The following is a 24,294-nucleotide window of genomic DNA, read 5'->3' as shown; positions in this document are numbered from 1 at the left end:
CGCCGGCGCTTGGGACGCCCTCGTGCATGAGCCGCCGGGGCCTCGCAGGATCGTCCGCGCTTCCCCCTCGCCTCGCGTGCCGGTTCCGCGTAGTTTCGGCGGGGAAGGAACGCAAGATGACCCCGATCGACCTGGAAGCCATGGCCGCGAGCGTGCCCGACGGCGCGCTCATCGCCCTGCCGCCGGACAATTCCCTGCCTTCCGTGGCGCTGGCCAAGGCCCTCATCCGCCGGGGCGCGCGTGACCTGCGGCTGGTGGGCGTGCCGGTCTCGGGCTTCGCGACGGACATCCTGATCGGCGCGGGCTGCGTGGCCGCGGTGCAGACCAGCGCGGTGAGCCTCGGCGAGGCCGGCTTCGCCCCGCGCTTCACGGCGGCGCTGAAGGCGGGGAAGCTCTCCATCACCGATGCCACCTGCCCCGCCATCCACACCATGCTCCAGGCCGCCGAGAAGGGCGTTCCCTTCATGCCGCTGCGCGGGATCATCGGCAGCGACATCCTGGCGAACCGACCCGACTGGAAGGTCATCCAGAGCCCCTTCGACAGCGGCGAGAAGATCGTCGTCCTGCCGGCGCTGCATCCTGATATCGCCGTCTTCCACGGCGTGATGGCCGACAGTCATGGCAACGTCTATGTCGGCCGCCGGCGCGAATGCGGCACCATCGCGCATGCCAGCAGGCGCGCGCTGGTGACGGTGGAGCGCGTGGTCGAGGGCAATTTCCTGGAGGACGAGCGCCTCGCCCCCGGCACGATCAACGCGACCTATATCAGCGCCTTCGCCGTCGCCGAACGCGGGGCGCGCCCGGCGGCGCTGCTCGACGACTACGGCTTCGACGCTGCCTATGTTGCCGCCTATGCGCGCGCGGGGAAGACCGAGGCCGGCTTCGCCGAATGGTGCGCGGAGCATGTCTTCGAGGCGCGGGCGGTCGCCGCCGAATGAGCTACCGTCCGGAAGAATTGTTGGCCGTCACGCTGGCGAAGCTGATCCGCGCCGTGCCGACGCGCCACATCGCCGTCGGCGCCGCCTCCCCCGTCCCGGCCGCGGCCTGCTGGCTCGCGGTGAAGCAGGGCGAGCCGGTGCGGCTCTCGCTGCTCCACAAGCGCACCGGCAACCCCTTCACCGAGGGCACGCGCGAGCTCTTCGACCTCACCGGCCAGGGCCGGGTGGACCTCTTCTTCCTGGGCGGCGGCCAGATCGACGGGCAGGCCAACCTCAACCTCATCGGCACGGGCGAATGGCCCGGCCGCGAGGTGCGCTTCCCCGGCAGCTTCGGCTCGGCCTTCATGTACTTCATGACCGGCCGCACGATCCTCTTCCGCGAGGAGCACAGCCCGCGCGTGCTGGTGGACAAGGTCGCGCATATCTCGGCCCCGGGCATCAGCGAGCCGGGCGTCTATCGCCGCGGCCATGCGCAGGCCCTGGTGACGGGCCGCTGCGTCTTCGCCTTCCACCCCGATCGCGGCCGCTTCTCGCTGGCCTCCGTGCATCCGGGCGAAACGGTGGAGGGCGTGCGCGAGATGACGGGCTTCGCCTTCGACGTCGATGGCGAGGTGCCGCAAACGCCGGCTCCGACCGAGGAAGAACTTGCGCTGCTGCGCGGTTCGGTGTGTGACGAGATGATGGAAACCTATCCCGAGTTCTGCTCTCGGGTGTTCGACAGGAAGCTTGCGGCATGAACGACGCCCTTCCGATGGCCGGGGGCCGCGCCCTCGCCAGCGGTCCCGGCGCCCTCTCGGGGCTGCGCGTGGTGGACCTCACCCGCGTGCTCGGGGGGCCCTACTGCACCATGGTCCTCAGCGACCATGGCGCCGACGTCATCAAGCTGGAGCCGCCGCAGGGCGACGAGGTGCGCGACTGGGGCCCGCCCTTCGACGGCCATGGCGACGCCTCCTACTTCGTCGGCGTGAACCGCAACAAGAAGTCGGTGGGGCTCGACCTGTCGCAGCCGCAGGGGCGCGAGGTGCTGCTGCGCCTGCTCGAGGGCGCGGACGTGCTGATCGAGAACTTCAAGCCGGGCAGCATGGAAAAGTGGGGCCTCGGCTATGAGGAGGTGCTGGCCCAGCGCTTCCCCCGGCTGATCCATTGCCGCGTCTCCGGCTTCGGCGCGACGGGGCCGCTGGGCGGCTTCCCGGGCTACGACGCCATCCTGCAGGCGATGGTCGGCCTCATGTCGATCAACGGCACGGAGAATTCCGGGCCGACGCGCCTCGGCACGCCGATCGTGGACATCGCGACCGGCCTGTTCAGCACCATCGCCATCCTCATGGCCGTGGTGGAGCGCGAGAAGTCGGGCAAGGGCCAATACTGCGACATGACGCTGCATGATTGCGGCATGGCCCTGCTGCACCCGCATGCGGCCAACTTCTTCCTGAACGGCAAGCGGCCCGTGGCCACGGGCAATCCGCACCCGAACCTGGCGCCCTATGCCAAGTTCACCACGAAGACCTGCGAGATCTTCGTCGGCTGCGGCAATGACCCGACCTTCCGGAAATTCTGCAAGTTCCTGGGACTCGACGCGCTCGGCACCGATCCGCGCTTCGCCACCAACGGCCAGCGTGTGATCAACAAGGCGGCGCTGACCGAGATCCTCAATACCCGCTTCGCCGGCGAGGACGGCATCGATCTGTGCCAGCGCATGCTGGCGGCGGGCCTGCCCGCCGGTCCCGTGCTCGGCGTGGATCAGGCGATGTCCGCCCCGCACACGGCGCATCGAAACATGGTCACCGAGAAGGACGGCTTCGTCGGCCTCGGAACCCCCATCAAGCTCAGCCGCACGCCCGGCGGCACGCGCACGGCCCCGCCGCAATTCGCGCAGCACACCAACGAGGTGCTGGCGAAGCACGGCTTCTCGGAGGAGGAGATCGCGCGCCTCGCCGAGGCCGGCGTGCTGGTCGAGAAGCGGCGGAAGTAATGCTCGCCGAGGTCCGGGAGGCGGATGCGCCACCCGAGGTCGCGGCGATCTACGCCCAGCTGCGCGAGGCCTGCGGCCTGCCGCTGGTGAACCTCATCTGGCGCCATTTCGCGACGCTGGACGGGGTGCTGCCCTGGGCCTGGAATTCCGTGCGCCCTACCCTGCCGCTGCTGGCCGGCGCGCGCGAGCGGGTGCGCGCCGCCCTTGCCGTGCCCAGCCTGCCGGTCGGCGAGGAGGCGGCGCGGCTGGCCGCCCTCTACAATCGCGGCAATCTCGGCAACCTGATCCTGCTGACGGCGCTGCTGCGCGGGAAGCAGGGCCATTCCACCGCGCCCGAGGCCCCGCCGCCGGAAATGCTGCCGGCATCCGTGCCCCTGCCGAAGCTGGAAGAGTTGCCAGCGGCGACGGCCCGCGCCGTCCGCGCCCTCGGCGCGCTGCATGGGCACGAGGCCGGCGTGATCCCGACGCTCTACCTCCATCTCGCGCATTGGCCGGCGCTGCCGACGCCGCTCTGCGCCGCCCTCTCCCCGATGATCGCGACCGGCCGCATCGCCGCGCTCCGCGAGGCCGTGCTCGCCGCCGCCTCAGTCGAGGCGGATGGGCTGCGGCCCTGTCTCGCGGCGCCGCCGGAGCCGCCGGCCGAGGCGCTTTCGGCCGCGCGCGGCACGCTGCGGCTCTTCGTAACCCGGGTGATTCCGGAGATGGTGCCGATCGGGCTGATGCTGAGGCCCTGATACCGCCCGCCCCGGGACGGAACGGCTTGCGGCCGACCTGTCACTCCTGAGCGGGAGCGGCCTCCGAGACCCGCAGCGCCTCGGCCTCCGCCTTCAGCCGCGCGTAGGAGCGGACGGAAAGCACCAGCATCCCCATGTACATCGCGCCGCCGAGCGCGAGCGCCGCCCAGGGCTCGGTCACCAGGAAGGCGATGAAGGCGCCGGTGCCGAGCAGCAGCGGCAGGACCATCTGCGCCGGCACCTTGAAGTTCTTGAAGGACCAGGAGGGCAGCGTGCTGACCATGAGCCCGCCCACCACGAAGAGCACGATCGCGCTGAAGAGCGGATAGCGGATGGCGTTCGCGAAGCCGTCCCACTCCCATTCCGCGAAGGCGAGCGAGGCGAAGAGCGGGAAGAGCGCGAGCCCCGCGCCGGCCGGCGCGGGCACCCCCGTGAAGAAGTTGTAGGCATAGGCCGGCTTGGGCGGCGGGATCACGCCGGGCTCGGCGATGCTGGCCGCGTTGAAGCGCGCCAGCCGCAGCGAGCTGCACACCGCGAACATCACGCAGGGGATGAAGCCGAGCGGCCCCGCATGCTGCAGCGTCCAGAGGTAGAGGATCAGCCCCGGCGCCACGCCGAAGCAGAGGAAGTCGGACAGGCTGTCGAACTCGGCGCCGAAGCGCGAGGTGCCCTTGAGCAGGCGGGCGATGCGTCCGTCCAGCCCGTCGATCACGGCGGCCACCACGATGAAGGAGGCCGCCTGCGGGAAGCGCCCCTCGATGCCGAAGCGGATGGCGACCAGGCCGCAGCACAGCCCCACCATCGTCATCAGGTTCGGGATGAGCCGGTTGAAGGACGGCCCACGGAACCGCGGCCTCTGCGGCCCGCTGAGGCCGCGCAGCCGGCCGCGAAGGCTCGGCCGGGTCATCCGAAGGCCGCCGCCACCGGCGAGGTCGCGAGATCGGCCAGGACCGTCTCGCCGCCGATCATGGTCTGACCCACCAGCACCTTGGGCTTCACGCCCTCGGGCAGATAGACGTCGGTGCGGCTGCCGAAGCGGATGATGCCGAAGCGGTCGCCGGCCAGCAGCTGGTCGCCCTCGCGCACGCTGCAGACGATGCGGCGGGCGACGAGGCCCGCGATCTGCACGCAGGCGAGCTGGCGGCCGTCCGGCAGGTCGAAGCGGAGCGCGTTGCGCTCGTTCTCGGTGGAGGCCTTCTCCATGCTCGCATCGATGAAGGTGCCGTGGCGGTAGGCGATGCGGCTGATGCGGCCCTGCACGGGCGAATAGTTCACATGCACGTCGAGCACGGAGAGGAAGATGGCCACCCGCCAGCGCGGCGCGTCGCCCATCTCGAGCTCGGCCGGCGGGATGGCGGGGCCGACGAGGACGACCTTGCCGTCGGCCGGGGCGATGACGAGGTCACGCTCCTGCGGCGGCACGCGCTTGGGGTCTCGGAAGAAGTAGAGGCAGAAGAGGGTGAAGGCGACGCCGATCCAGAAGAGCCAAGGGCCGAGGATGAGCCCGCCCACGACGGCGACCGCGGCGCCGCCATAGATGAAGGGCTTCCCCGCCGGGTGCGGCGGCGAGAGGACGAGAGACAGGCTGTTCGCGAGGGACATGCGGCGGATTTATCCTCTGTTCACCTTTCTGCGGCAAGTTTCTGTCCGCATGATCACGCTCGGTCCCTTTGCCGTCGGCCGCGACGGTACGCTCTCGCCCCGATCGCCCGGGCTTCGGCCCGCCTTGAGCTTCGCCTGGCGGGGACGCCATTGCGAGGCCCTGATGGTGGAAGGCGCCCTGCGGCTGCGCGCTATGGCCGGCCGCATCCCCTCCACTGCGGAGCGCAACGCCGACCGCGCGGGAACGTTGCGCGCCGTGGCCGCGCTGCCGCCCGATCTGCCGGACGGCTGGCAGCTCCGGCTGACAGCCGACCATCGCCTGGCGCTGGAGGCGGAAGCCCCGGCGGGCGGCACGGCGGTGGCCTTGCTGGGCGAGATGGTGCGCTTCGCGATGGCGATGGATCCCTATCTGGACCGGCTGGAGGCGGCCGGGGCCTGATCAGGGCGTCGCTTGCGGCAGGGTGAAGATCTGCCCCGGATAGATCAGGTGCGGATTGCGGATCTGCTCGCGATTGGCCGCGAAGATGTCCGTGTAGCGGATGCCCTGGCCATAGGTGCCGCGCGCGATGCGCCAGAGATTGTGGCCGGGCTGGACCACGTGCCGCGTCGGCGCCTCCTCCGCACTGGCGACCGCCGGGGGCGGGTCACGCTGGAAGGGCTGCTCGACGCGCGAGAGCACCTGCCCCTGCGCGCCGATCTGGTCGGCGCGGAGCACGTGGCGGCCGTAGGCGGGCTGCGCCTGGGGGGAGTGGCTCCAGCGGCCCTGGGCGTCGGCGAAGACCTCGCCCGAGGGCGCGTCGTCGATGTAGAGGCGCAGCAACGCCCCGGCCGGAGCCGCGCCCGCGAAGCGCATGCCGGAGGTGCCGGCATAGTCCACGAGATCGATCGAAAGGCGGGCCGTGGCCGGCGCCTGCAGCGCCAGGACGGGCGCCCTCGCGCCGGGAGCCGGCAAGAGCAGCGCCACCGCCGCCGACGGCTGCGGCCCGGCGGCCGCGGGACGGGTCTCGGGCGTGGCATCCGGCGACGCGCCGGAGGGCGCCGGCGGCCGCGCCTCGGCCAGCACGGCGGGCGGCGGGCCGGGGACCAGGAGCACCACGCTGGCCTCCCCCGCCAGCGGCTCCCCGCCGGGGAGCCGCGCGGTCAGCGTCAGCTCGCGCGCGCCGGGCGTCAGCGGGGAATCGGGCAGGATCACCCATTCGCCGCGCGCATCGGCGCGGCCACGGCCGATCTCGCGGCCGTTCTCCAGCAGCACGACCTCGGCGCCCGGGGCGGCGCGGCCGGCGGTGACCAGGGCGCCACGGGCACCGACCCGCGCCACGTCGAAGCGCGGCGGGTCCTGGCGCGGGCGGGCCGGCTCGGGACGGGGCGCCGCAGTCTGGGGCGCCGCAGTCTGGGGCGCGGCAGTCTGGGCCGGCGGCGCGGCGGGCTCCGGACGAGGCGGAAGGGCTGCAGCTTCCGGGCGCGGGGGGACGGGTTCCGGAGCGGCCGCGACGGCGCTTGCCGGCGCCGTGGCCTCGGAGCGCGGGGCCGCCGCCTCCGGGGGGCGCTCGGGGAGCGATGCGGGCGGCTGCGTCGGCGCCGTCACGCCGGGCTCCGCGCGGCGCGGCGCTTCGGCTCCCGGTGCTTCGGCTCCCGGTGCTTCGGTTCCGGGCGCTTCGGTTCTGGGCGCTTCGGCCCGGAGTGCTTCCGCGTTCGGCCGGGGGGCGGACGGCGCGGCGGGGCGGGAGAGATCATCATGGGGCGCGGTCTGGAAGGCCCCGCCGAGCCAGGCGCCCAGCGCGAGCGTAAGCCCCGCGACCGCGAATATTCCCAAACGGCCCAAGCTGATCCCCACAGACTCGCAGATCGTAACTAAGCGGAAGCGCGCCCGCCGTCCACGCCGCAGCGGGATTCCGTCCAGGGAATCCGGGGCTTCGCGCCATTTTTGCCGCGGAGGGGTCCACGGCACGGTTTTTGGGGCGCCATGCGCCCGGCGGGCTGGCCCCCGTCTTGCTAGGCCGGCAGGCATCCCAGCCCTGGAAGAGACCCGAATGACCTCATCGCCCCTCTCCCGCCGCGACCTGCTGGCCCTCGCCACGGCCACCGGCGCCACCGGCATGCCCGCGCCTTGGGCGGGCAGCGGGGCGAGCGCTCAATCGCCGGGCGAGCGCGTGATCCGCTATGCCATCTCCATGGCCGATATCCCGCAGACCACCGGCCAGCCGGACCGCGGCGCCGGCGCCTACCAGTTCACCGGCTACACCATCTACGACCCGCTGGTGGCCTGGGAGATGGATGTCGCCGACCGTCCCGGCAAGCTCGTCCCCGGCCTCGCCACGGCATGGGAGGCCGACGCCTCGGACCGCAAGAAGTGGGTGTTCAAGCTGCGCCCCGGCGTGAAGTTCCACGACGGCAGCGACTTCGACGCCGATGCGGTGATCTGGAACTTCGAGAAGGTGCTGAACCCGCAGGCGCCGCATTTCGACAATCGCCAGGCCGCCCAGGTCCGCCCCCGCCTGCCGAGCGTGGCGAGCTGGCGCAAGATCGACGCCATGACCGTCGAGGTCACGACGCGCGCGGTGGACAGCATCTTCCCCTATCAGATGCTGTGGTTCCTGATCTCCTCGCCCGCGCAATACGAGAAGCTCGGCCGCAGCTGGGAGCGCTTCGCGAGCGAGCCCTCGGGCACCGGCCCCTTCCGCCTCGCCCGCCTCGTCCCGCGCGAGCGCGCGGAGCTGGTCAGGAACACGGGCTATTGGAACCCCGCCCGCATGCCCAAGGCCGACCGCATCGTGCTGGTCGTGGCGCCGGAGGAGACGACGCGGACCAACGCGCTGCTCACCGGGCAGGTGGACTTCATCGAGACCCCCTCGCCCGACCTCGTGCCGCGGCTGCGCGCCTCGGGCGCGCGGATCATCGAGAACGTGACGCCGCATGTCTGGAACTACCATCTGAGCCTGGTGGAGGGCTCGCCCTGGCGCGACCTGAAGCTGCGCCAGACGGCCAACCTCGCCATCAACCGCGAGGAGATCGTGGCGCTGATGAACGGGTTGGCGAAGCCGGCGGTGGGTGTCGTGGACCCAACCTCGCCCTGGTTCGGCCATCCCACTTTCCGCATCACCCATGACCCGGACCGCGCGCGGCGGCTGGTGCAGGAGGCGGGCTTCTCGCGCGCCAATCCCCTGAAGACGAAGTTCCTGGTGCCGAGCGGCGGATCGGGGCAGATGCTCTCGATGCCGATCAACGAATATATCCAGTCGGCCTGGCGCGAGGTCGGCATCGACATCGAGTTCCAGGTCGTGGAGCTCGAGGTCTCCTACACCTGCTGGCGCCAGGGCGCGGCCGGCGAGATCGCGCGCGCGGGGAACATCACCGCCAACAACGTGGCCTATGTGACGAGCGACCCGCTCTACGCGCTGATCCGCTTCTTCCACTCCAACCAGATCTCGCCGCGCGGCGTGAACTGGAGCCATTACCGCAACGCCGAGATCGACCGGCTGATCGACGAGGCGACGAGCAACTTCGATCCGGCGGCGGTGGACCGGCTGATGGCCCAGGTGCATCAGAAAGCGGTCGACGAGGCGCTGCTGGTCTTCGTGGTGCACGACACCAACCCGCATGCGGCGGGCCGCAACGTGCGCGGCTATACGCAGGCGCAGCACTGGTTCCAGGATCTGACGACTTTGGCGTAGCCAAGTCTGTCTTCTTGCCCTCGGACGCCGGGCGGCCGCCTCCGCGGCCCTGGCTTCGCCGGATCGGGGGCGCCTGGCCGAAAGGTCGGCCGGGCGGCGCAGGCCGCCGTGCGGTCGGATGCCTGGTCAGGTTCCCGCCCGCGCCCGCCCGTCAGTTGCTGCTGATCGCGGGCTCCAGCCCCGCATGCTTCGCCGCCGGATGCCCCGGATTGCGGAAGCGGAGCTCGCCCTCCGGCACCGAGGCGCCCGCCCCGAAGAACTCCTGCCGCGTGGTGCAGGTCACCGCCACGACGCGGCGCGCCACCGGCTCGGTGAGGAAGCGCCGTACGGCGCCCTCCAGCTCCAGCGTGTCGCGCAGCGAGTGCCATTCGGCGGCTTCCAGGTCGTCCAGGAAGACCGAGAGGATGCCCGGCTGCTTTCCCGAGAGCCGCGCGCCGGCCGTCAGGGCCAGCCGCCGGCCGACCGCCTGGGAGATCGCGTTCTCGCGCCCCGCCCGGGCCGCCATCACCAGCACGCTGCCGCTCGCCGGATCGGCCGTGACGGCGAGATGCGCCTCCACCCCGAAGACCTGCCGCAGGCGCGCCGGCAAAGCGCGCTGGGGGTCGCTCGCGGCCTGGGCGCCGGCCAGCACCAGCGGGTCCAGCTTCATGACGGCATCGGCGCTGGTGTCCTGCCGCCGCTCATCGGCCAGCATGGTCGAGATCCGGGCATGCAGGTCAGCGAGCTGCGTCGTGTCCGAGACGCCCTCGGGCAGGGTCATCTTGAGGATGTAGCGGCCGGGATGGGCGGCGAGCCAGGTCTGCAGCTCCGGATTCACCCGGTCAACCAGCATCGCCCAGTGGCCGCGATGCAGCGGCCGCCCCTCCTCGGCGGAGAGGGTCTCGCAAACCACCTCGGTGGCCGCGCCGCCGCGCTCGATCAGAAGATCGTGGTCGGTGCCGTGGAGCAGCCCGTCGAAGCGGACCTCGAAGCCCCGGGCGCGGAGCAGCGAGGCGGTGCGGACGAGGTGGAAGAGCGGGATCAGGTTCGCCTCGCCGGCGAGGCCCTGGGCCAGCATGGCCTTGACCCGCTTGCGCCCGGGATCGGGCAGCGCCCGGGCCAGCGCCGCGAGCTCACGGGCGAAGCCCAGCACCAGCCGCTCGGCGCGGCCAGCCCGGGCCATCATCTCCGGCCGGTCCAGCCGGGCCAGGATCAACTCCAGCATGTGGCGCTGCTGGGCGGCGCGGCCGGCCAGCGAGCCCGGCTGCGCCCGCGCGCCGAGATCGGCCACGCGCTTCCTCCATGTGGCGCCGCCCGCCAGGGCCACGAAGGCCTTCAGCGCGCTCACATCGGCAGGGGTCGATTCGTCAGGCGGCATAAGCCCTCGTCTGGGTGTCGGGGACATCGAGCACGGCCGACACCGCGCCGTCTTGCACGAAAATGCTATCAGGATTCATATTCCTGAGCCTCAAAATCCTTCGTCCGGTCCGCCGCCGGCCGGCGCGCCGGCCGGCGAGGCGGCTCACTCGCGCGGGAGCCGCCCCAGGACCGGCGCCCCGGGGTTCTGCGCCCGGTGGCGCAGCAGGTGGTCCGCCAGCACGCAGGCCAGCATGGCCTCGCCCACCGGCACGGCGCGGATGCCGACGCAGGGATCGTGGCGGCCCTTTGTCAGCAGGTCGGTGTTCGCCCCGGCCTGGGTCACGGCCTGGCGGGGGGTGAGGATCGAGCTGGTCGGCTTCACGGCGAAGCGGGCAACGATGGGCTGGCCCGTCGAGATCCCGCCGAGGATCCCGCCCGCGTGGTTGGCGAGGAACTCCACCGCCCCATCCTGGCGCATGCGCATCTCATCCGCGTTCTCCTCGCCGGAGAGGGCGGCGGCGGCGAATCCGTCGCCGATCTCGACACCCTTCACCGCGTTGATGGACATGAGCCCGGCCGCGATCTCCGCGTCGAGCTTGCCATAGATGGGAGCCCCGAGGCCCACGGGAACCCCCTCGGCCCGCACTTCGATCACAGCGCCGACGGAACTGCCGGATTTGCGCACCCCGGAGAGCTGCTCCTCCCAGCGCCTCGCGGCGGCCGGGTCGGGGCACCAGAATTCGTTGCCGCGCACTTCGGCCCAGTCCCAGGCCGCGCGGTCGATCGCATCCGCGCCGATCTGCACCAGCGCGCCGCGGATCACCACGCCCTCGCCCAGCACGCGCCGCGCCACGGCGCCGGCGGCCACGCGCATCGCCGTCTCGCGCGCCGAGGCCCGCCCCCCGCCGCGATAGTCGCGGATGCCGTATTTCCATTCATAGGCGATGTCGGCATGGCCGGGACGGAAGCTCTTCGCGATCTCGCCGTAGTCCTTGGACCGCTGGTCCTGGTTCTCGATGAGCAGCGCGATCGGCGTGCCGGTCGTGCGACCCTCGAAGACGCCGGAGAGGATGCGGACCTGGTCCGGCTCCTGCCGCTGCGTCACGAATTTGGACGTGCCGGGCTTCCGCTTGTCCAGGAAGGGCTGGATCCAGGCCTCGTCGAGCTCCAGCCCGGGCGGACAGCCGTCGACGACGCAGCCGATGGCGGGCCCGTGGCTCTCGCCCCAGGTGGTGACGCGGAAGAGATGGCCGAAGCTGTTGTGACTCATGGTGAGCCCTCCTAGCCCGGGCGGGGCGCCGCGGCCACTGGAAGGCGCAGGCGCGGCCTCGCGGCCCTGGGCCGCCAGCCTCCGTCCCGCATGCCCCGGCCGAATCGGCCGGCCGGGTGGAACCTCGCGCGGGGCACGCGCTACGCTTTGCGCGTGCACGCCGTCTCCACGCTCCTGGCGACCCTGGTCGTCGCCCTCGCGCTCGCCTTCGGACTTGGGCTCGTGGCGCGGCTGCTGCGGTTGCCGCCCCTGCTGGGCTACCTCGCCGCCGGCCTTGTGGTCGGCCCCTATACGCCGGGCTTCGTCGCCGACCGGGGGATGACCTCGGCCATGGCAGAGATCGGCGTGGCGCTGCTCCTCTTCGGCGTCGGCCTGCACTTCCGCCCGCGCGACCTGCTGGCGGTATGGCGCGTGGCGGTGCCCGGCGCGCTCGGCCAGGTGGCCGTCGGCACCACGCTCGGCGGCCTGCTGGGCTGGTTCGCCCTCGGCCTCGGCGCGGGGCCGGCGGCCGCCTTCGGCCTGGCGCTCTCCATCTCCTCCACCGCCGTCGCCACCCGCACCCTCGAGGAGCGCGGGCGGCTGGCCGGCGAGGCCGGGCGCGTCGCGCTGGGCTGGCTGGTCGCGCAGGACCTCGTCGTCGTCCTGGCCCTGGTGCTGCTGCCGGTCCTGGCCGGCAATCCCGGGGAGCTGGGCGGCGCGCTGGCGAAGACCGCGCTGGAGCTCGTGGCCTTCGTGCTGCTCCTGGGAGTCGCCGGGCGCGTGCTGCTGCCGCGCCTGCTCGCGCTGGTCGCCGCCACGGGGTCGCGCGAGCTCTTCACCCTCGCGGTGGTCGTGGCGGCCCTCGGCACGGCCTTCGGCTGCTCGGCGCTGTTCGGCGTCTCGCCGGCGCTCGGCGCCTTCTTCGCCGGCGTGCTGCTGGCCGAGAGCCCGCAGGGGCACCAGGCCGCGGCCGAGACCATGCCGCTTCAGCGCATCTTCGTGGCGCTGTTCTTCGTCTCCGTGGGCATGCTGGTGGACCCGGTCGCCATTCTCGCCGCGCCCTGGCTGGCGCTGGCCGCCTTCACCACCACCGTGCTCGGCACCGGCGTCGCCATCCTGGTCCTGCTGACGGCGCTGCGCGTGGCCCTGCCGACCGCGGCCACCGTCGCGGGCGGGCTGGCGCAGATCGGCGAGTTCTCCTTCGTCCTGCAGGAGCTCGCCATCGGCTTCGACGTGCTGCCGGCCGAGGCGCGCGGCCCCATCCTGGCGGCGGCGACGCTGACCATCATCCTCGCGCCCGTCTCGCTCTCGCTGGCCGAGCGGCTGGCCACGCGCGTCGTCGGCGAGCGGCGCTACCGCGCCTGGATCGCCCGCCGCGCCGGCGCCCGTGCCTTCGCCGCCCTGCCGGCCGGCCTCTCCGGCCACGCGATCATCGCGGGCTACGGGCGCGTCGGCCGCGTCGTCGCCAAGGCCCTGGCCGAGCACGGCATTCCCCATGTCGCCATCGAGGCCGACCACGGCGTCGCCATGCGGCTGCGCGCCAGGGGGATGCCCGTCATCTGGGGCGATGCCGCCCAGCCGGAGGTGCTCAAGGCGGCGCGGCCGGAGACCGCGAGCCTCATCGTCCTCGCCATGCCCGACGCCTTCGGCTGCCGCCGCGTGCTCGACATGGCGCGCGCGGCCAATCCGGCCATCGCGGCGACCGCGCGCGCCCATAACGACGAGGAGGCGCGATTCCTGGGCCGGCTGGACGGGGTGGGGCTCGTCGTGATGGGGGAGCGGGAGATCGCGCTGGGAATGGCGGGATTCGCGCTGCAGCACTTCGACCTGGAGGCGGACCAGGCGCAGCGGACGGTGGACCGGCTGCGGCAGGGGTGATGCGGCGCGGCGAGCGAAGCCCTCCCGCCTTCAGCCCTTGTCGATGGTGAGGTCCGGCGCGTCGGGGTTCTTCATGCCCACGATGTGGTAGCCGCAATCCACGTGATGCACCTCGCCGGACACGCCCGTGGAGAGCGGCGAGAGCAGGTAGAGCCCCGCCCCGCCGACCTCGTCCAGCCCGACATTGCGCTGCATGGGCGCGTTGTACTGGTTCCACTTGAGGATGTAGCGAAAGTCGCCGATGCCGCTGGCCGCCAGCGTCTTGATGGGCCCGGCGCTGATGGCGTTCACGCGGATGCCATCGGGTCCGAGGTCCGCTGCCATGTAGCGCACGCTGGCCTCGAGCGCGGCCTTGGCGACGCCCATCACATTGTAGTGCGGCACCCATTTCTCGGCGCCGAGGTAGCTCAGCGTGAGCAGCGAGCCGCCCTCGCTCATCAGGGCCGCGGCGCGGCGCCCGGTCGCGGCGAAGGAGTAGCAGGAAATGTCGAGCGCCTGGAGGAAGGCCTCGCGCGGCGTGTCGAGGAACCGGCCCCGGAGGTACTGCTTGTCCGCGAAGCCGATGGCATGGACGAAGAAGTCGAGCTTGCCCCAGCGCTCCTCGATCGCGCCGAAGGCCGCGTCCATGTCCTCGTCGCTGCCGACGTCGCAAGGAATGACGATGTCGCTGCCGATGCTCTCGGCGAGCGGGCGGACGCGCTTCTCCAGCGCCTCGCCCTGGTAGGTGAAGGCAAGCTCCGCGCCCTGCGCCGCGCAGGCCCGGGCAATCGCCCAGGCGATGGAGCGGTCGTTCGCCACGCCCATGATGAGGCCGCGGCGGCCCTGCATCAGCGTCCCGGCGGGCAGGGTGGCGGGGGCGGCGTCTTCCTTCATGGCGTTCCGTATCTCGGCGCGGGCGGACCGCGGCAGGTGGCGGGGACGGAAGTTGTGGTGACACATGCCCCACAACCCGGCAAGGCCCCAGGGAAGGCCTCGAAGGTTCGATGGAATCCGCGAGGGCCATCCCATCCCGTGTCGCGATCGGATACACGCCCCGCGCGATCCGGTCTAAGGAACGACCATGTCCGACCCGCAAGATCCCTACGCCCTCTTCGCCGAATGGCTGGCCGAGGCGGAGAAGTCCGAGCCGAACGACCCCAACGCCATGTGCCTGGCGACCTGCACCCCGGAGGGACGGCCCACCGCGCGGATGGTGCTGCTGAAGGGCCAGGACGAGCGGGGCTTCGTCTTCTACACCAACCTCGAATCGCGCAAGGGCGAGCAGCTCGCGGCCAATCCCTTCGCGGCACTGTGCTTCCACTGGAAGTCGCTGCGGCGGAGCATCCGCGTCGAGGGACGCGTGGAGGCGGTGACCGGCGCCGAGGCCGACGCCTATTTCGCCACGCGGGCGCGCGGCTCGCGCATCGGCGCCTGGGCGTCGCGCCAGTCGCGGCCGCTGGAGGGCCGCTGGGCGCTGGAGAAGGCGGTGGCGGAATACACGCTGAAATTCGGCGTGGGCGCGATCCCTCGGCCGGAGTTCTGGTCGGGCTTCCGCCTACTGCCCGACCGCATCGAATTCTGGCGCGACATGCCCTTCCGCCTGCACGAGCGGCGCGTCTTCACCCCGGAAGGCGCCGGCTGGCGAGAAGAGGCCCTTTACCCCTGATGGCGATCCCCGCCGGGCAAAGGGAGGCCGCCGCCTTCCTGGAGAAGCTGACCGGCGGCGGCGTCACGGAGACGCATGTCTCGGCCGTCTTCCTGGGGCCGGACGAGGCGCTGAAGCTCAAGAAGGCCGTGGATCTCGGCTTCCTCGACTTCACCCGGCTGGAGGAGCGCGAGCGGCTGGTGCGGTTCGAGCACGAGCTCAACGCCCCGCAGGCCCCGTCGCTCTATCTGGGCTGCGAGAAGCTCACGCGCGGCCCGGAGGGCCTGCGCCTCGGCGGCGAGGGCGAGGCGGTGGACTGGGTGCTGCGCATGCGCCGCCTGCCCGCCGATGCCTTCCTCTCCGAGCGGCCCTGCGAGCCGGAGCTGCTCGACCCCATGGCCGATGCCGTGGCGGCGCTGCATGCGGGCGCGCCGCGGCGCGAGGGCGACGGCGACATGACGCGCGTGCTGACCGGCAATCGGGAGGCCGGGCTCGCCGCCGGCCTGCCGCGCGAGGCGGTGCTGCGCTGGTCCCGGACGGCGCTGGCCCTGCATGGCCGGCTGCGGGCCTGGCTCTACGGGCGCGCCTCGCGCGGCTTCCTCCGGCGCTGCCATGGCGACCTGCATCTCGGGAACGTCTGCCTGATCGACGGCCGCCCCACGCCCTTCGACGCGCTGGAATTCGACGAGGCGCTGGCGACCATCGACACGGGCTACGACCTCGCCTTCCTGCTGATGGACCTCACGATCCGCCACGGGCGCGGGCCGGCCAACCGCGTGCTGAACCGCTACCTCGCCCGCACCGGCGACGTGGCGCTGCTGCGCGGGCTGCCGCTCTGGCTCTCGCTGCGCGCCTTCATCCGCGCGCATGTCGCCGCGCGCTCCGGCGACGATCCCGCCGGGCTGCTGGCGGCGGCGCTCGAGTGGCTGGAGCCGCCGCCCCGCCCCGTGCTGGTGGCGATCGGCGGCCTGCCCGGCAGCGGCAAGTCCACCGTCGGCCGGCTGGTCGCCGCCGCGCTCGGCCCCTCCCCCGGCGCGGTGCATCTGCGCAGCGACGAGATCCGCAAGCGACGTCATGGAATATCGCCCGAGGAGCGCCTGCCGCAAACGGCCTATGGGCCCGCCGAGGCACGGCAGGTCTTCGCCGAGCTGCGTGAACTCGCGGGCGCGGCGCTCAATGCCGGCTGCTCCGTCGTCGCCGACGGCGCGTATCTCGACCCTCGCGAACGAGAAGCCATCGCCAGCGCCGCGCCGGATTTCTTCGGCTTCTGGCTCGAAGCGCCGCTCGACACTCTGCGCGCCCGCGTGGCGTCTCGCTCCGGCGACGCCTCGGACGCCGATGTCGCGGTTCTCGACATGATGGCCGCGCGCGAGGCCGGACCGCTGGACTGGACGCGCCTCGACAGCACGTCCGACCCTGCGACCGTGGCGCGCAAGATGCTGGACTCATTGCCTTCCGCCCCGCCATAACCGGATCGGAACAACCGGCCTTCGGGGGACACGACATGGCCTATCGCCGCCTGCTTCTGCCCATGACGGGGACGGCCGCGGGAGAAGCCGCGCTCGCCACCGCGCTGCTCGTCGCCCGCATCTGGAACGCGCATGTCCATTGCCTGCATGTCCGCGTCGATGCGCGGGACGTGGCGCCGCTGGCCGGCGAGGGCCTCTCCGGCGCCATGATCGAGGAGATGATGGCCGCCACCGAGCGCGAGAGCGGCGACCGCGCCGGCCGCGTCCGCGCCCTGTTCGAGCGCTTCGCCGCCACCGCCGGCGACGTCATCATCGCCGATTCCGCCGAGACGGCGCTGAAGTCCGAGGGGCCCACCCTTTCCTTCGAATCCATCGCGGGGCGCGAGGAGGACATCGTCGCCCAGCAGTCGCGCCTCTACGACATGGCCGTGGTGCCGCATCCCGAGGCCGACGAGGACGTCTCCAGCTCCGACGCGCTGCATGCCGTGCTCTTCGACAGCGGCCGGCCGGTGCTGATCGCGCCGCGCGTGGCGCCGGCCACCATCGGCACGCGCGTGTGCTGCGCCTGGAACGGCTCGGCCGAGTCCGCCGCGGCGATCGAGGCTGCCCTGCCCTGGCTGCACCGCGCCGATGCGCGCCGCATCCTCTATGCCGACGAGTATCAGCGCCGCGGGCCCAAGGTGGAGGGCATCCTGGCCTATCTCCACTGGCACGAGATCTCGGCCGAGGCGATGCAGTTCAAGCCGATGACGAAGGATGTCGGCGCCGGGCTGCTGGGCGGCGTGCGCGACTTCGGGGCGGACCTGCTCTGCATGGGCGCCTACAGCCATTCGCGGCTGCGCCAGCTCATCCTGGGCGGCGTGACGCGGCACGTGCTGGAGAACAGCGACGTGCCCGTGCTGATGTGCCGCTGAACGGCTAAGGCTGGGGCTCTGCCCCGTTGTCTCACCTTCGGTGCCAACCCCCGCCAGGGCTTTTGGCCCTGGACCCTTTTACGGATCGAAGGTGCAGGAAACTGAGCTTCCTGCTGGGAAGTTTGAGGGGAGAAGCCCCTCAACCTTGCGCCGCCTCCACGATCCAGGCCCGGAAGGCCGCGAAGGCCGGATCCTCCTCGCGCCCCGGCCGGTGGATCAGGAACCATCCCTGCCCCTTCGGCACCGGCGCCGCGAAGGGCGCCACCAGCCGCCCCTGCCGCAGCGCGTCGTCGATATAGGGCCGGATGCCCATGGCCACGCCGAGCCCGTCCGAAGCCGCCTGCTGCGCCTGGCCATAGAAGTCGAAGACAGGCCCGCGCGCGGCGACCGCGCCGAGCCCCTGCGCGGCGAGCCAGAGCGGCCAGTCCTCCGCCGCATGGGCCACGCGCAGCAGCGGCACGCCAGCCAGCTGCTCGGGCCGCGCCAGCCCGGCCGCCAGGGCCGGCGCGCAGACCGGCAGGAGATCGGCCGCGAAGAGCGGCGTGGCGACGAAGCCCGGCCATTCGCCGCCGCCCAGCCGGATGCCGCAGCTCCAGCCCTCGTCGAAGGCGGCCGCGGCGCCGCCGGTGGTCACCCGCACCTGCAGGCCGGGTGCCCGCGCGTGCCAGTCGGCCAGCCGCGGAATCAGCCAATGCGAGGCGAAGCTGGGGCCCACCCCCAGGATCAGCGTCCGCTGCCCGGCCTGGGCGACGGTCGCGACCGTGAGCCGCTCCAGCTCGTCGAAAAGCGCGCCCAGGCCCGCGCGATAGGCCGCGCCCGCCGCCGTGAGCGCGAGCCGGTTCGCGCCGCGCTCGAAAAGGGCGATGCCCATGCGCTGCTCCAGCAGCCGCACCAGCCGGCTCACCGCCGCCGGGCTGACATGCAGCTCCGCGCCGCCGGCCGCGAAGCTGCCGTGGCGCGCCGCGGCCTCGAAGGCGCGCAGCCCGTTCAGGAAGGGCAGGCTCCGCGGCATCGTCTCTCCCACGCTCAGGAAAGCTGAGGCTAAGCCGAGAATATCTTCCCTATCGCCCCGTCGCGCCAGCGCGCAGATTTCGCGGCATGTCCTTGCCCCTCGCCGCGCTGCTCGGCGCCGTCATGATCTGCACCGCGCTGCTCTCCGGCATCTTCGGCATGGCTGGCGGGCTGATCCTGGTCGGCGTGCTGCTCGCGCTGATGCCGCTGCCCGAGGCCATGGCGCTGCATGCCATCACCCAGATGGGTTCCAACGGCTGGCGGGCCATCCTCTGGATCCGCTACGTGCGCTGGCGCAGCGTGGGCGCCTATCTCACCGGCTCCGTGCTCGCCACAGCCGCCTGGGCCACGGTGCAGTTCGTGCCCGACAAGCCCTGGGCGCTGCTCGCCCTCGGGGCGACGCCCTTCCTCGCCCGCGCGCTGCCGCAGGAGATGCGGCCGGACCCGGACCGAATCTCGCACGGCCTCTGCTACGGCGCGGCCTGCATGATGCTGATGCTGGTGACCGGCGTCACCGGGCCGCTCTCCGACGCCTTCTTCCTCAGCACGGGCCAGCAGGACCGGCGGCAGATCGTCGCCACCAAGGCCTTCTGCCAGGTGGTCAGCCATGCGCTGAAGTTCGTCTACTTCGCGGCGCTCATCCCGAATTCCGGCAGCGTCTCGGTCTCGCTGGCCGTGATGGGCGTGGCCTGCTCCATGATCGGCACCACCCTGGCCCGCCGCGTGCTGGACGCGATGACAGATACGAGCTTCCGCAAGTGGTCGCGGCGGCTGATCACCGTGATCGGCCTGTTCTACCTCGCCCAGGGAGCCTGGCTCCTGATCGCCGGATGGATGAGCGACCCATGAGCACGCCCGTCGTTAAGGCCCTCATGCTGGACATGGTCGAGTGGCTCGCGCGAAGGCCGCGCCCCTATGCCGAGGCCATCGAGGCCTGGCGCACCTCCTGCCCGCGCCTCACCGTCTGGGAGGATGCGATGGAGGAGGGCGTCATCGAGAGCCGCCGCGCGCCGGATGGCGGCCTCTACGTCGCACCCACCCAAAGAGGCCTCGACCTTCTGCGGGCGCGTCATCACCGCCCTGAATGGGAGTGATCCATCCGCCTGCATGGCGAAGCCACCCCCGGGGGCCTATCTCATCCCCGAAGCCACAAACCGGCTCACGGGATCAAATCCATGATCGACATCCGACCCTTCGACACCCTCGGCCATGCCGACCACGGCTGGCTCAACGCCCGCCACCACTTTTCCTTCGCGAACTACCACGACCCGGCCCGCATGAGCTGGGGCAAGCTGCGCGTGTGGAACGACGACGAGATCGCCGCGGGCAACGGCTTCGACCCGCACCCGCACCGGGACATGGAGATCATCACCTATGTCCGCGAGGGGGCCATCACCCATCGCGACAGCATGGGCAACGAGGGCCGCACCGAGGCCGGCGACGTGCAGATCATGTCGGCCGGCACGGGCGTCACGCATAGCGAGTACAACCTGGAGCCGGTCCGGACGACTCTCTTCCAGATCTGGATCATGCCCGATGTGCGCGGCGCCAAGCCGAACTGGGGCGCCAAGAGCTTCCCCAAGGCGGGGCGCGAGGCGCGGTTCGAGATTCTGGCCGGCGGCCGCCCGGGCGATGCCGAGGCGGGCGCGCTGCCCATCAACGCGAATGCCGCGGTGATGGCGGCCACGCTCTCCAAGGGCCAGGAGCTGCGCTACCTGCTGCCTGAGGGCCGCGCGGCCTATCTGGTCCCCGCCAGGGGCAGCGCGACCGTGAACGGCACGGAGCTCGGCCAGCGCGACGGCGCGGCGATCCACAAGGAGAAGGAGATCGTCATCGTCGCGAAGGACGAGGCCGAACTGGTGATGGTCGAAGTCGCGGCCTGAACACCTGCCGAAGGCGAGGGGGCGCCGCCCCCTCGCTCCTGATGGCGGATCGAATTTCCTGTTGCGCGCTCTGCGTCCTGGCGCTGCTTCACCGGTTGCATCTAAAGGCTATGCAGCAGAGGGAATTCGACTTCATGGATGCAGACGCCGGCCGCCGCGCCGTCGAGGCCGTGACCGTGCGCCACGTCACCGACGCGGACATGGAGGCTGTTGCCGCCATCTACGGCCATTACGTCCTCCACGGGACGGCGACCTTCGAGACGGATCCGCCGAGCCCGGCCGAGATGACCCGCCGCCGCGACGCGCTGGCGGCGCAGGGCTATCCGTATCTCGTCGCCGAGCGGGAGGGCGTGGTGCTGGGCTATGCCTATGTCAGCGCCTACCGCCCGCGCCCGGCCTATTGGAACACCGTCGAGAACTCGATCTACCTGCGGCACGATGCGGGCGGCATGGGCGTGGGCAAACAGCTGCTGCGGACGCTCGTGGAGACCTGCGAGGACCTCGGCTACCGGCAGATCATCGCGATGATCGGCGACAGCGCCAATATCGCCTCGCTGCGGCTGCATCTCTCGCTGGGCTTCGAGAAGCTCGGGACGCTGCGCTCGGTGGGCTACAAGCACGGCCGCTGGATCGACACCATCTGCCTGCAGCGCAGCATCGGCCTCGGCGATTCCGCGCCGCCGGATACCGCGCCGCCCCAGGCCTGATCGACTTCGCCAATCAGGCAGGCGCGATCTCGCCGCGCTCGATCACATAGGTGCTGTCCACCAGCGGACGCAGCAGACCGGGATTGCTTTCCGTAATCAGAATCGCGACGTCGGGTAGCGCGTCGCGCAGGCGCCGCAGCGCCTCGGCGTAGCGCAGCGCCAGCGCGGGGGCGAGGCCCTGAAAGGGCTCGTCCAGCAGGATGGCCCGCGTGCCGATCATCAGCGCGCGCGCCAGCGCCACCATCTTCCCCTGCCCGCCCGAGAGCCCCGCCGCCTTGCGGGGCGCGAGGTCGCGCAGCTCAGGCAGCAGGGTGAACACCGCCTCCATCCGCCGCGCCGTCTCGGCCGGCTCCAGCTTCAGCACCTGGGCCGGCAGCAGCATGTTGTCCTGCACGGTGAAGCTGCCGAAGAGCCGGCGGTCCTCCGGCGCATAGCCCACGCCCAGCCGCGCGCGGAAATGCGCGGGCACGCGCGAGGCGTCCTCGCCGGCGACCGCCACCCTCCCCTCGCGCAGCGGCAGCAGCCCCATCAGCGCCCGCAGCGTGGTGGTCTTGCCCGCGCCGTTGCGGCCGATCAGCGCGACGCGCCCGCCCGGCGGCACATGCAGCGAGACGCGCCGCAGCACCGGCACGCCGGCGATGTCCACGGAAGCTCCCTCAAGCCGCAGCATGGCGCTCGATCCCGATCACCTCGCGTTGCACCTCGGGGTCCGCCAGCACGGCGGCGGGCGGGCCCAGCGCGGCGATCTTGCCCTGCGACCAGACGGCCACCCGGTCGGCGAAGCGCTCGACCACATCCATATCGTGCTCGACGAAGACGGCCGTGACCTGGGCCGCGCGCAGCACGCGGGCCAGCGTCTCGACCACCTGCATCTTCTCGCTCGCGGCGACGCCTGAGGTGGGCTCGTCCATCAGCAGCAGGCGCGGCTTGAGCGCGACGGCCATGGCGATGTCGGCCAGCTTGCGCGCGCCCTCGTTGAGCGCGTCCGCGCGGGCATCGGCGATGGCGGAGAGGCCGAAACGCTCCAGCAGATCCCGCGCCTCCTCGCGCCAGGCGGGGCGCAGCAGCGGCTTGAGCGGCGACCAGGGCCCCTCGCGCGCGGCGATGGCGAGCGCGGCATTTTCCAGCACCGTATGCTCCGTGAAGAGCTGAGGGAGCTGGAAGGAGCGTGCGATGCCGCGAGCCACGATGCGCCGCGGGGCCATGCCGGTGATAGGCGCACCCTCATAGCTGATCGTGCCGGCCTGGGGGCGCAGATAGCCGGTGGTCATGTTGATGAAGGTCGTCTTGCCCGCGCCGTTCGGGCCGATGATGGCCAGGAACTCGCCGCGCATCACGTTGAGATCGATGCCATCGGCCGCTTTCACGCCGCCGAAGGCGAGGCGCAGGCCCCGCGCCGAGAGGAGCACGTCGCTCATGCGCGCTTCCTCGCCAGGCTCTCGACCATGCCCCAGAGGCCGCGCGAGAAGAACAGGATCACGCCCATCAGTACGAGGCCGAGGATGGCCTGCCAGGCATCGGCGAAGCTCGCCGCCGCATAGACGCGCACCAGCTCGAAGGTGACGGCGCCAAGGAAGGGGCCGAGCGCCGCGCCCGCGCCGCCGAGGATGGCGATGAAGACCAGCTCGCCCGAGACCGTCCAGTAGCCGAGCAGCGGCGTCACATGGCGCGTCGTCAGGGCGATGATGGCGCCCGCGAGCCCGCCCATCAGCGTGGAGAGCACATAGGCGGAGAGCAGCACCCCGCGCGCCGGCAGCCCCATGAACTCCAGCCGTGTCTCGCGCGTCTTGATGGCCGAGAGCGCCTGGCCCATCGGCGAGGCCAGGTAGAGCCGCACGAAGAAGCCGATGGCCAGCGCCAGCAGCAGCGCCGTCGCGAACATCGCCCATTCGAAGTCGTCGCGCTCCAGCACCATGCCGAGGAAGCGCGGCACGCCGACGCGGATGCCGTCCGTGCCCTTGGTGTAGTGGTAGAGCTTCTCCAGCAGCGAGTAGAAGACCATGCTGATGGCGAGGTTCAGCATGCCGAAGAAGATCTCGCGGTAGCGCGAGACGAAGAGGCCCACCACCAGCCCCAGCGCGCCCGAGAGCAGCATGGCGACCGGCATCAGGATCAGCGCCTCGGGCGACGAAGGCGCGAGGAAGGCCACCACATAGGCGCCGAAGGCCAGATAGAGGGCATGGCCGAAGCTCACCTGCCCCGCCCGCAGCAGCAGCAGGATGCCCAGCACCGCGATGCCCTTGGCGAGCGCGATGGTCAGCACGAAGCGCAGCCAGGGCGCGAGGAAGGCCAGCAGCACCAGCAGCGCGGCGCCGCCGATCGCGAGGATCGTTTCGGTCCTTCTCATACCCGCCGCGTCTCCGCGGCGCCGAAGAGCCCCTGCGGGCGGATCAGGAGCACGGCCACCATGATGAGATAGGGCGTCAGCACCTCCGCCTCCGGCATGAAGTAGACGGCGATGGAGCGGGAGAGGCCGATCATCAGCGCCGTCAGCGCCGCGCCCTCGATCTGGCCGAGCCCGGCCGTCGCCACCACGGCGAAGGAGAGCACGATGGTCTGCGCGCCCACGCCCGGCACCAGGGAGGCCGTGGGCGAGGACAGCGCGCCGCCCAGCGCCGCCAGCACCGCGCCGAAGGTGAAGGTCAGCAGATAGATGCGCGAGGCGTCTATGCCCATGGCCGTCGCCGCCTCGCGGTCGGTCGTGACGGCGACGATGACGCGGCCCGTCAGCGTCCGTCGCAGGAACCAGGCGAGACCCACCAGCGTCGCCACCGCGACACCGGGCAGCACGAAGAGCTGATAGGCGGTGAAGGGGATGAAATCGCCCGCGAAGGGCACGTCAAAATTGCCCAGCAGGCGCATCGCCGCGTCGTTCTGCACGGGTTGCGTGCCCCAGATCAGCTTCTGCGCATCCTCCAGGATCATGAAGAGCGCGAAGGTGACGAGGAGCTGCAGCACCGGCTCCTGCGCATAGATCCGCCGCAGCAGCAGCCGCTCGATCAGCGGGCCCAAGATGCCGCCGACCAGGGCGGCGGCCACTACCAGCACCGCGAGGCTCGCCCATTCGGGCAAGCCGCGGGCCGAGAGGAAGAGGCCCAGGCTCGCCGCCGTATAGGCGCCGATCGCATAGAGCGAGCCATGGGCCACGTTCAGCACGCGCAGCACGCCGAAGACGAGGTTCAGCCCCACCGCCACCATGAAGACGAGCGCCGCATAGGCGAGCCCGTCCAGCAGCGCGAGGCCGAGGAGCAGCCCGTTCTCCTCGAACCATCCATACATATTCGTCCCCTTGCCGCGCGCCTCC

25 protein-coding genes are annotated in these 24,294 nt (G+C 71.7%); 14 read left to right on the top strand and 11 right to left on the bottom strand.

All coding sequences use genetic code 11. The features are described from left to right. Positions 1 to 116 precede the first annotated feature (116 nt). From EJV46_RS02415 to EJV46_RS02400, 4 genes are read left to right on the top strand one after another with little or no spacing between them, the layout of a single operon-like run. Positions 117 to 938 (top strand): CoA transferase subunit A, encoded by an 822-nt coding sequence (locus tag EJV46_RS02415; protein ID WP_131546988.1) that lies wholly within the window; start codon positions 117 to 119, stop codon positions 936 to 938. After that, on the top strand, positions 935 to 1,675 hold the full coding sequence (locus EJV46_RS02410; RefSeq protein WP_131546987.1) for a CoA-transferase: 741 nt from the start codon (positions 935 to 937) through the stop codon (positions 1,673 to 1,675). Before EJV46_RS02415 ends, EJV46_RS02410 begins: the two co-directional genes overlap by 4 nt. Further along, positions 1,672 to 2,910 carry a CaiB/BaiF CoA-transferase family protein gene (locus EJV46_RS02405; RefSeq protein ID WP_131546986.1) on the top strand — a complete coding sequence of 413 codons (1,239 nt, stop codon included), beginning with the start codon at positions 1,672 to 1,674 and terminating at the stop codon, positions 2,908 to 2,910. The genes EJV46_RS02410 and EJV46_RS02405 overlap by 4 nt, the downstream gene beginning before the upstream one ends. Continuing rightward, positions 2,910 to 3,644, top strand: a complete 735-nt coding sequence (locus EJV46_RS02400) for a hypothetical protein (protein ID WP_131546985.1) — start codon at positions 2,910 to 2,912, stop codon at positions 3,642 to 3,644. The genes EJV46_RS02405 and EJV46_RS02400 overlap by 1 nt, the downstream gene beginning before the upstream one ends. Positions 3,645 to 3,684: 40 nt before the next feature. Here the strand turns inward: EJV46_RS02400 and EJV46_RS02395 are convergent, their stop codons facing one another. Both EJV46_RS02395 and EJV46_RS02390 read right to left on the bottom strand, forming a co-directional pair. Next, positions 3,685 to 4,551: a phosphatidylcholine/phosphatidylserine synthase gene (locus tag EJV46_RS02395; protein WP_131546984.1), complete on the bottom strand. Its 867-nt coding sequence runs from the start codon at positions 4,549 to 4,551 to the stop codon at positions 3,685 to 3,687. Further along, positions 4,548 to 5,246, bottom strand: coding sequence for a phosphatidylserine decarboxylase (locus EJV46_RS02390; RefSeq protein ID WP_131546983.1), 699 nt, complete (start codon positions 5,244 to 5,246; stop codon positions 4,548 to 4,550). Before EJV46_RS02390 ends, EJV46_RS02395 begins: the two co-directional genes overlap by 4 nt. Positions 5,247 to 5,295: 49 nt before the next feature. On the opposite strand from EJV46_RS02390, the gene EJV46_RS02385 reads away from it, so the two are divergent. After that, entirely contained in the window at positions 5,296 to 5,685 is a 390-nt protein-coding gene (locus EJV46_RS02385) for a hypothetical protein (protein WP_131546982.1), read from the top strand. Here EJV46_RS02385 and EJV46_RS02380 read toward each other — a convergent pair whose 3' ends face one another. Further along, the gene (locus EJV46_RS02380) at positions 5,686 to 6,564 is read right to left on the bottom strand and encodes a LysM peptidoglycan-binding domain-containing protein (protein ID WP_131546981.1); all 879 of its coding nucleotides are present in this window, start codon (positions 6,562 to 6,564) and stop codon (positions 5,686 to 5,688) included. A gap of 712 nt (positions 6,565 to 7,276) precedes the next feature. Here EJV46_RS02380 and EJV46_RS02375 point away from each other — a divergent pair. Then, positions 7,277 to 8,917, top strand: a complete 1,641-nt coding sequence (locus tag EJV46_RS02375; protein ID WP_131546980.1) for an ABC transporter substrate-binding protein — start codon at positions 7,277 to 7,279, stop codon at positions 8,915 to 8,917. 151 nt (positions 8,918 to 9,068) lie between these two features. Here the strand turns inward: EJV46_RS02375 and EJV46_RS02370 are convergent, their stop codons facing one another. Next, positions 9,069 to 10,274, bottom strand: coding sequence for a hypothetical protein (locus EJV46_RS02370; RefSeq protein ID WP_165585288.1), 1,206 nt, complete (start codon positions 10,272 to 10,274; stop codon positions 9,069 to 9,071). Positions 10,275 to 10,418: 144 nt separating this feature from the next. Further along, positions 10,419 to 11,525, bottom strand: a complete 1,107-nt coding sequence (aroC, locus tag EJV46_RS02365) for a chorismate synthase (protein WP_131546978.1) — start codon at positions 11,523 to 11,525, stop codon at positions 10,419 to 10,421. 90 nt (positions 11,526 to 11,615) lie between these two features. Between aroC and EJV46_RS02360 the strand changes: the two genes are divergently transcribed. Continuing rightward, the gene (locus tag EJV46_RS02360) at positions 11,616 to 13,382 is read left to right on the top strand and encodes a cation:proton antiporter (RefSeq protein ID WP_131546977.1); all 1,767 of its coding nucleotides are present in this window, start codon (positions 11,616 to 11,618) and stop codon (positions 13,380 to 13,382) included. 30 nt (positions 13,383 to 13,412) lie between these two features. Here the strand turns inward: EJV46_RS02360 and fabI are convergent, their stop codons facing one another. Then, positions 13,413 to 14,255: an enoyl-ACP reductase FabI gene (gene fabI, locus EJV46_RS02355; RefSeq protein ID WP_240782364.1), complete on the bottom strand. Its 843-nt coding sequence runs from the start codon at positions 14,253 to 14,255 to the stop codon at positions 13,413 to 13,415. A gap of 187 nt (positions 14,256 to 14,442) precedes the next feature. Between fabI and pdxH the strand changes: the two genes are divergently transcribed. The 3 genes from pdxH to EJV46_RS02340 are packed head-to-tail and all read left to right on the top strand — an operon-like array spanning position 14,443 to position 17,389. Continuing rightward, positions 14,443 to 15,027, top strand: a complete 585-nt coding sequence (pdxH, locus tag EJV46_RS02350) for a pyridoxamine 5'-phosphate oxidase (RefSeq protein ID WP_131546976.1) — start codon at positions 14,443 to 14,445, stop codon at positions 15,025 to 15,027. Further along, a complete protein-coding gene (locus EJV46_RS02345; RefSeq protein ID WP_131546975.1) occupies positions 15,027 to 16,475 on the top strand; it encodes a bifunctional aminoglycoside phosphotransferase/ATP-binding protein in 1,449 nt (482 codons plus the stop codon). The genes pdxH and EJV46_RS02345 overlap by 1 nt, the downstream gene beginning before the upstream one ends. A gap of 35 nt (positions 16,476 to 16,510) precedes the next feature. Further along, positions 16,511 to 17,389, top strand: a complete 879-nt coding sequence (locus EJV46_RS02340) for a universal stress protein (protein ID WP_131546974.1) — start codon at positions 16,511 to 16,513, stop codon at positions 17,387 to 17,389. A gap of 139 nt (positions 17,390 to 17,528) precedes the next feature. Here the strand turns inward: EJV46_RS02340 and EJV46_RS02335 are convergent, their stop codons facing one another. Then, positions 17,529 to 18,401: a LysR substrate-binding domain-containing protein gene (locus tag EJV46_RS02335; RefSeq protein ID WP_131546973.1), complete on the bottom strand. Its 873-nt coding sequence runs from the start codon at positions 18,399 to 18,401 to the stop codon at positions 17,529 to 17,531. An 86-nt stretch (positions 18,402 to 18,487) separates the two neighbouring features. Between EJV46_RS02335 and EJV46_RS02330 the strand changes: the two genes are divergently transcribed. The 4 genes from EJV46_RS02330 (at position 18,488) to EJV46_RS02315 (ending at position 20,990) form a co-directional block, all read left to right on the top strand. After that, positions 18,488 to 19,249 carry a sulfite exporter TauE/SafE family protein gene (locus tag EJV46_RS02330; protein WP_131546972.1) on the top strand — a complete coding sequence of 254 codons (762 nt, stop codon included), beginning with the start codon at positions 18,488 to 18,490 and terminating at the stop codon, positions 19,247 to 19,249. Next, entirely contained in the window at positions 19,246 to 19,494 is a 249-nt protein-coding gene (locus EJV46_RS02325; protein ID WP_131546971.1) for a hypothetical protein, read from the top strand. Before EJV46_RS02330 ends, EJV46_RS02325 begins: the two co-directional genes overlap by 4 nt. A gap of 81 nt (positions 19,495 to 19,575) precedes the next feature. Further along, a complete protein-coding gene (locus EJV46_RS02320; RefSeq protein ID WP_131546970.1) occupies positions 19,576 to 20,283 on the top strand; it encodes a pirin family protein in 708 nt (235 codons plus the stop codon). A gap of 134 nt (positions 20,284 to 20,417) precedes the next feature. Then, complete coding sequence (locus tag EJV46_RS02315; RefSeq protein WP_131546969.1) at positions 20,418 to 20,990, top strand: GNAT family N-acetyltransferase; 573 nt, start codon at positions 20,418 to 20,420, stop codon at positions 20,988 to 20,990. A gap of 13 nt (positions 20,991 to 21,003) precedes the next feature. Here the strand turns inward: EJV46_RS02315 and EJV46_RS02310 are convergent, their stop codons facing one another. Genes EJV46_RS02310 through EJV46_RS02295 form a run of 4 tightly spaced genes read right to left on the bottom strand, consistent with a single transcriptional unit; the run spans position 21,004 to position 24,269 of the window. Beyond that, positions 21,004 to 21,660, bottom strand: coding sequence for an ABC transporter ATP-binding protein (locus tag EJV46_RS02310; protein ID WP_131546968.1), 657 nt, complete (start codon positions 21,658 to 21,660; stop codon positions 21,004 to 21,006). Beyond that, positions 21,647 to 22,408, bottom strand: a complete 762-nt coding sequence (locus EJV46_RS02305; RefSeq protein WP_131546967.1) for an ABC transporter ATP-binding protein — start codon at positions 22,406 to 22,408, stop codon at positions 21,647 to 21,649. Before EJV46_RS02305 ends, EJV46_RS02310 begins: the two co-directional genes overlap by 14 nt. Then, on the bottom strand, positions 22,405 to 23,337 hold the full coding sequence (locus EJV46_RS02300; RefSeq protein WP_131546966.1) for a branched-chain amino acid ABC transporter permease: 933 nt from the start codon (positions 23,335 to 23,337) through the stop codon (positions 22,405 to 22,407). The genes EJV46_RS02305 and EJV46_RS02300 overlap by 4 nt, the downstream gene beginning before the upstream one ends. Then, complete coding sequence (locus EJV46_RS02295) at positions 23,334 to 24,269, bottom strand: branched-chain amino acid ABC transporter permease (protein ID WP_131546965.1); 936 nt, start codon at positions 24,267 to 24,269, stop codon at positions 23,334 to 23,336. The genes EJV46_RS02300 and EJV46_RS02295 overlap by 4 nt, the downstream gene beginning before the upstream one ends. Positions 24,270 to 24,294 lie beyond the last annotated feature (25 nt).

Source organism: Roseococcus sp. SYP-B2431 (assembly GCF_004336745.1).
Taxonomy (GTDB): Bacteria; Pseudomonadota; Alphaproteobacteria; order Acetobacterales; family Acetobacteraceae; genus Roseococcus.
This window is presented reverse-complemented; position numbering and strand designations above follow the sequence as displayed.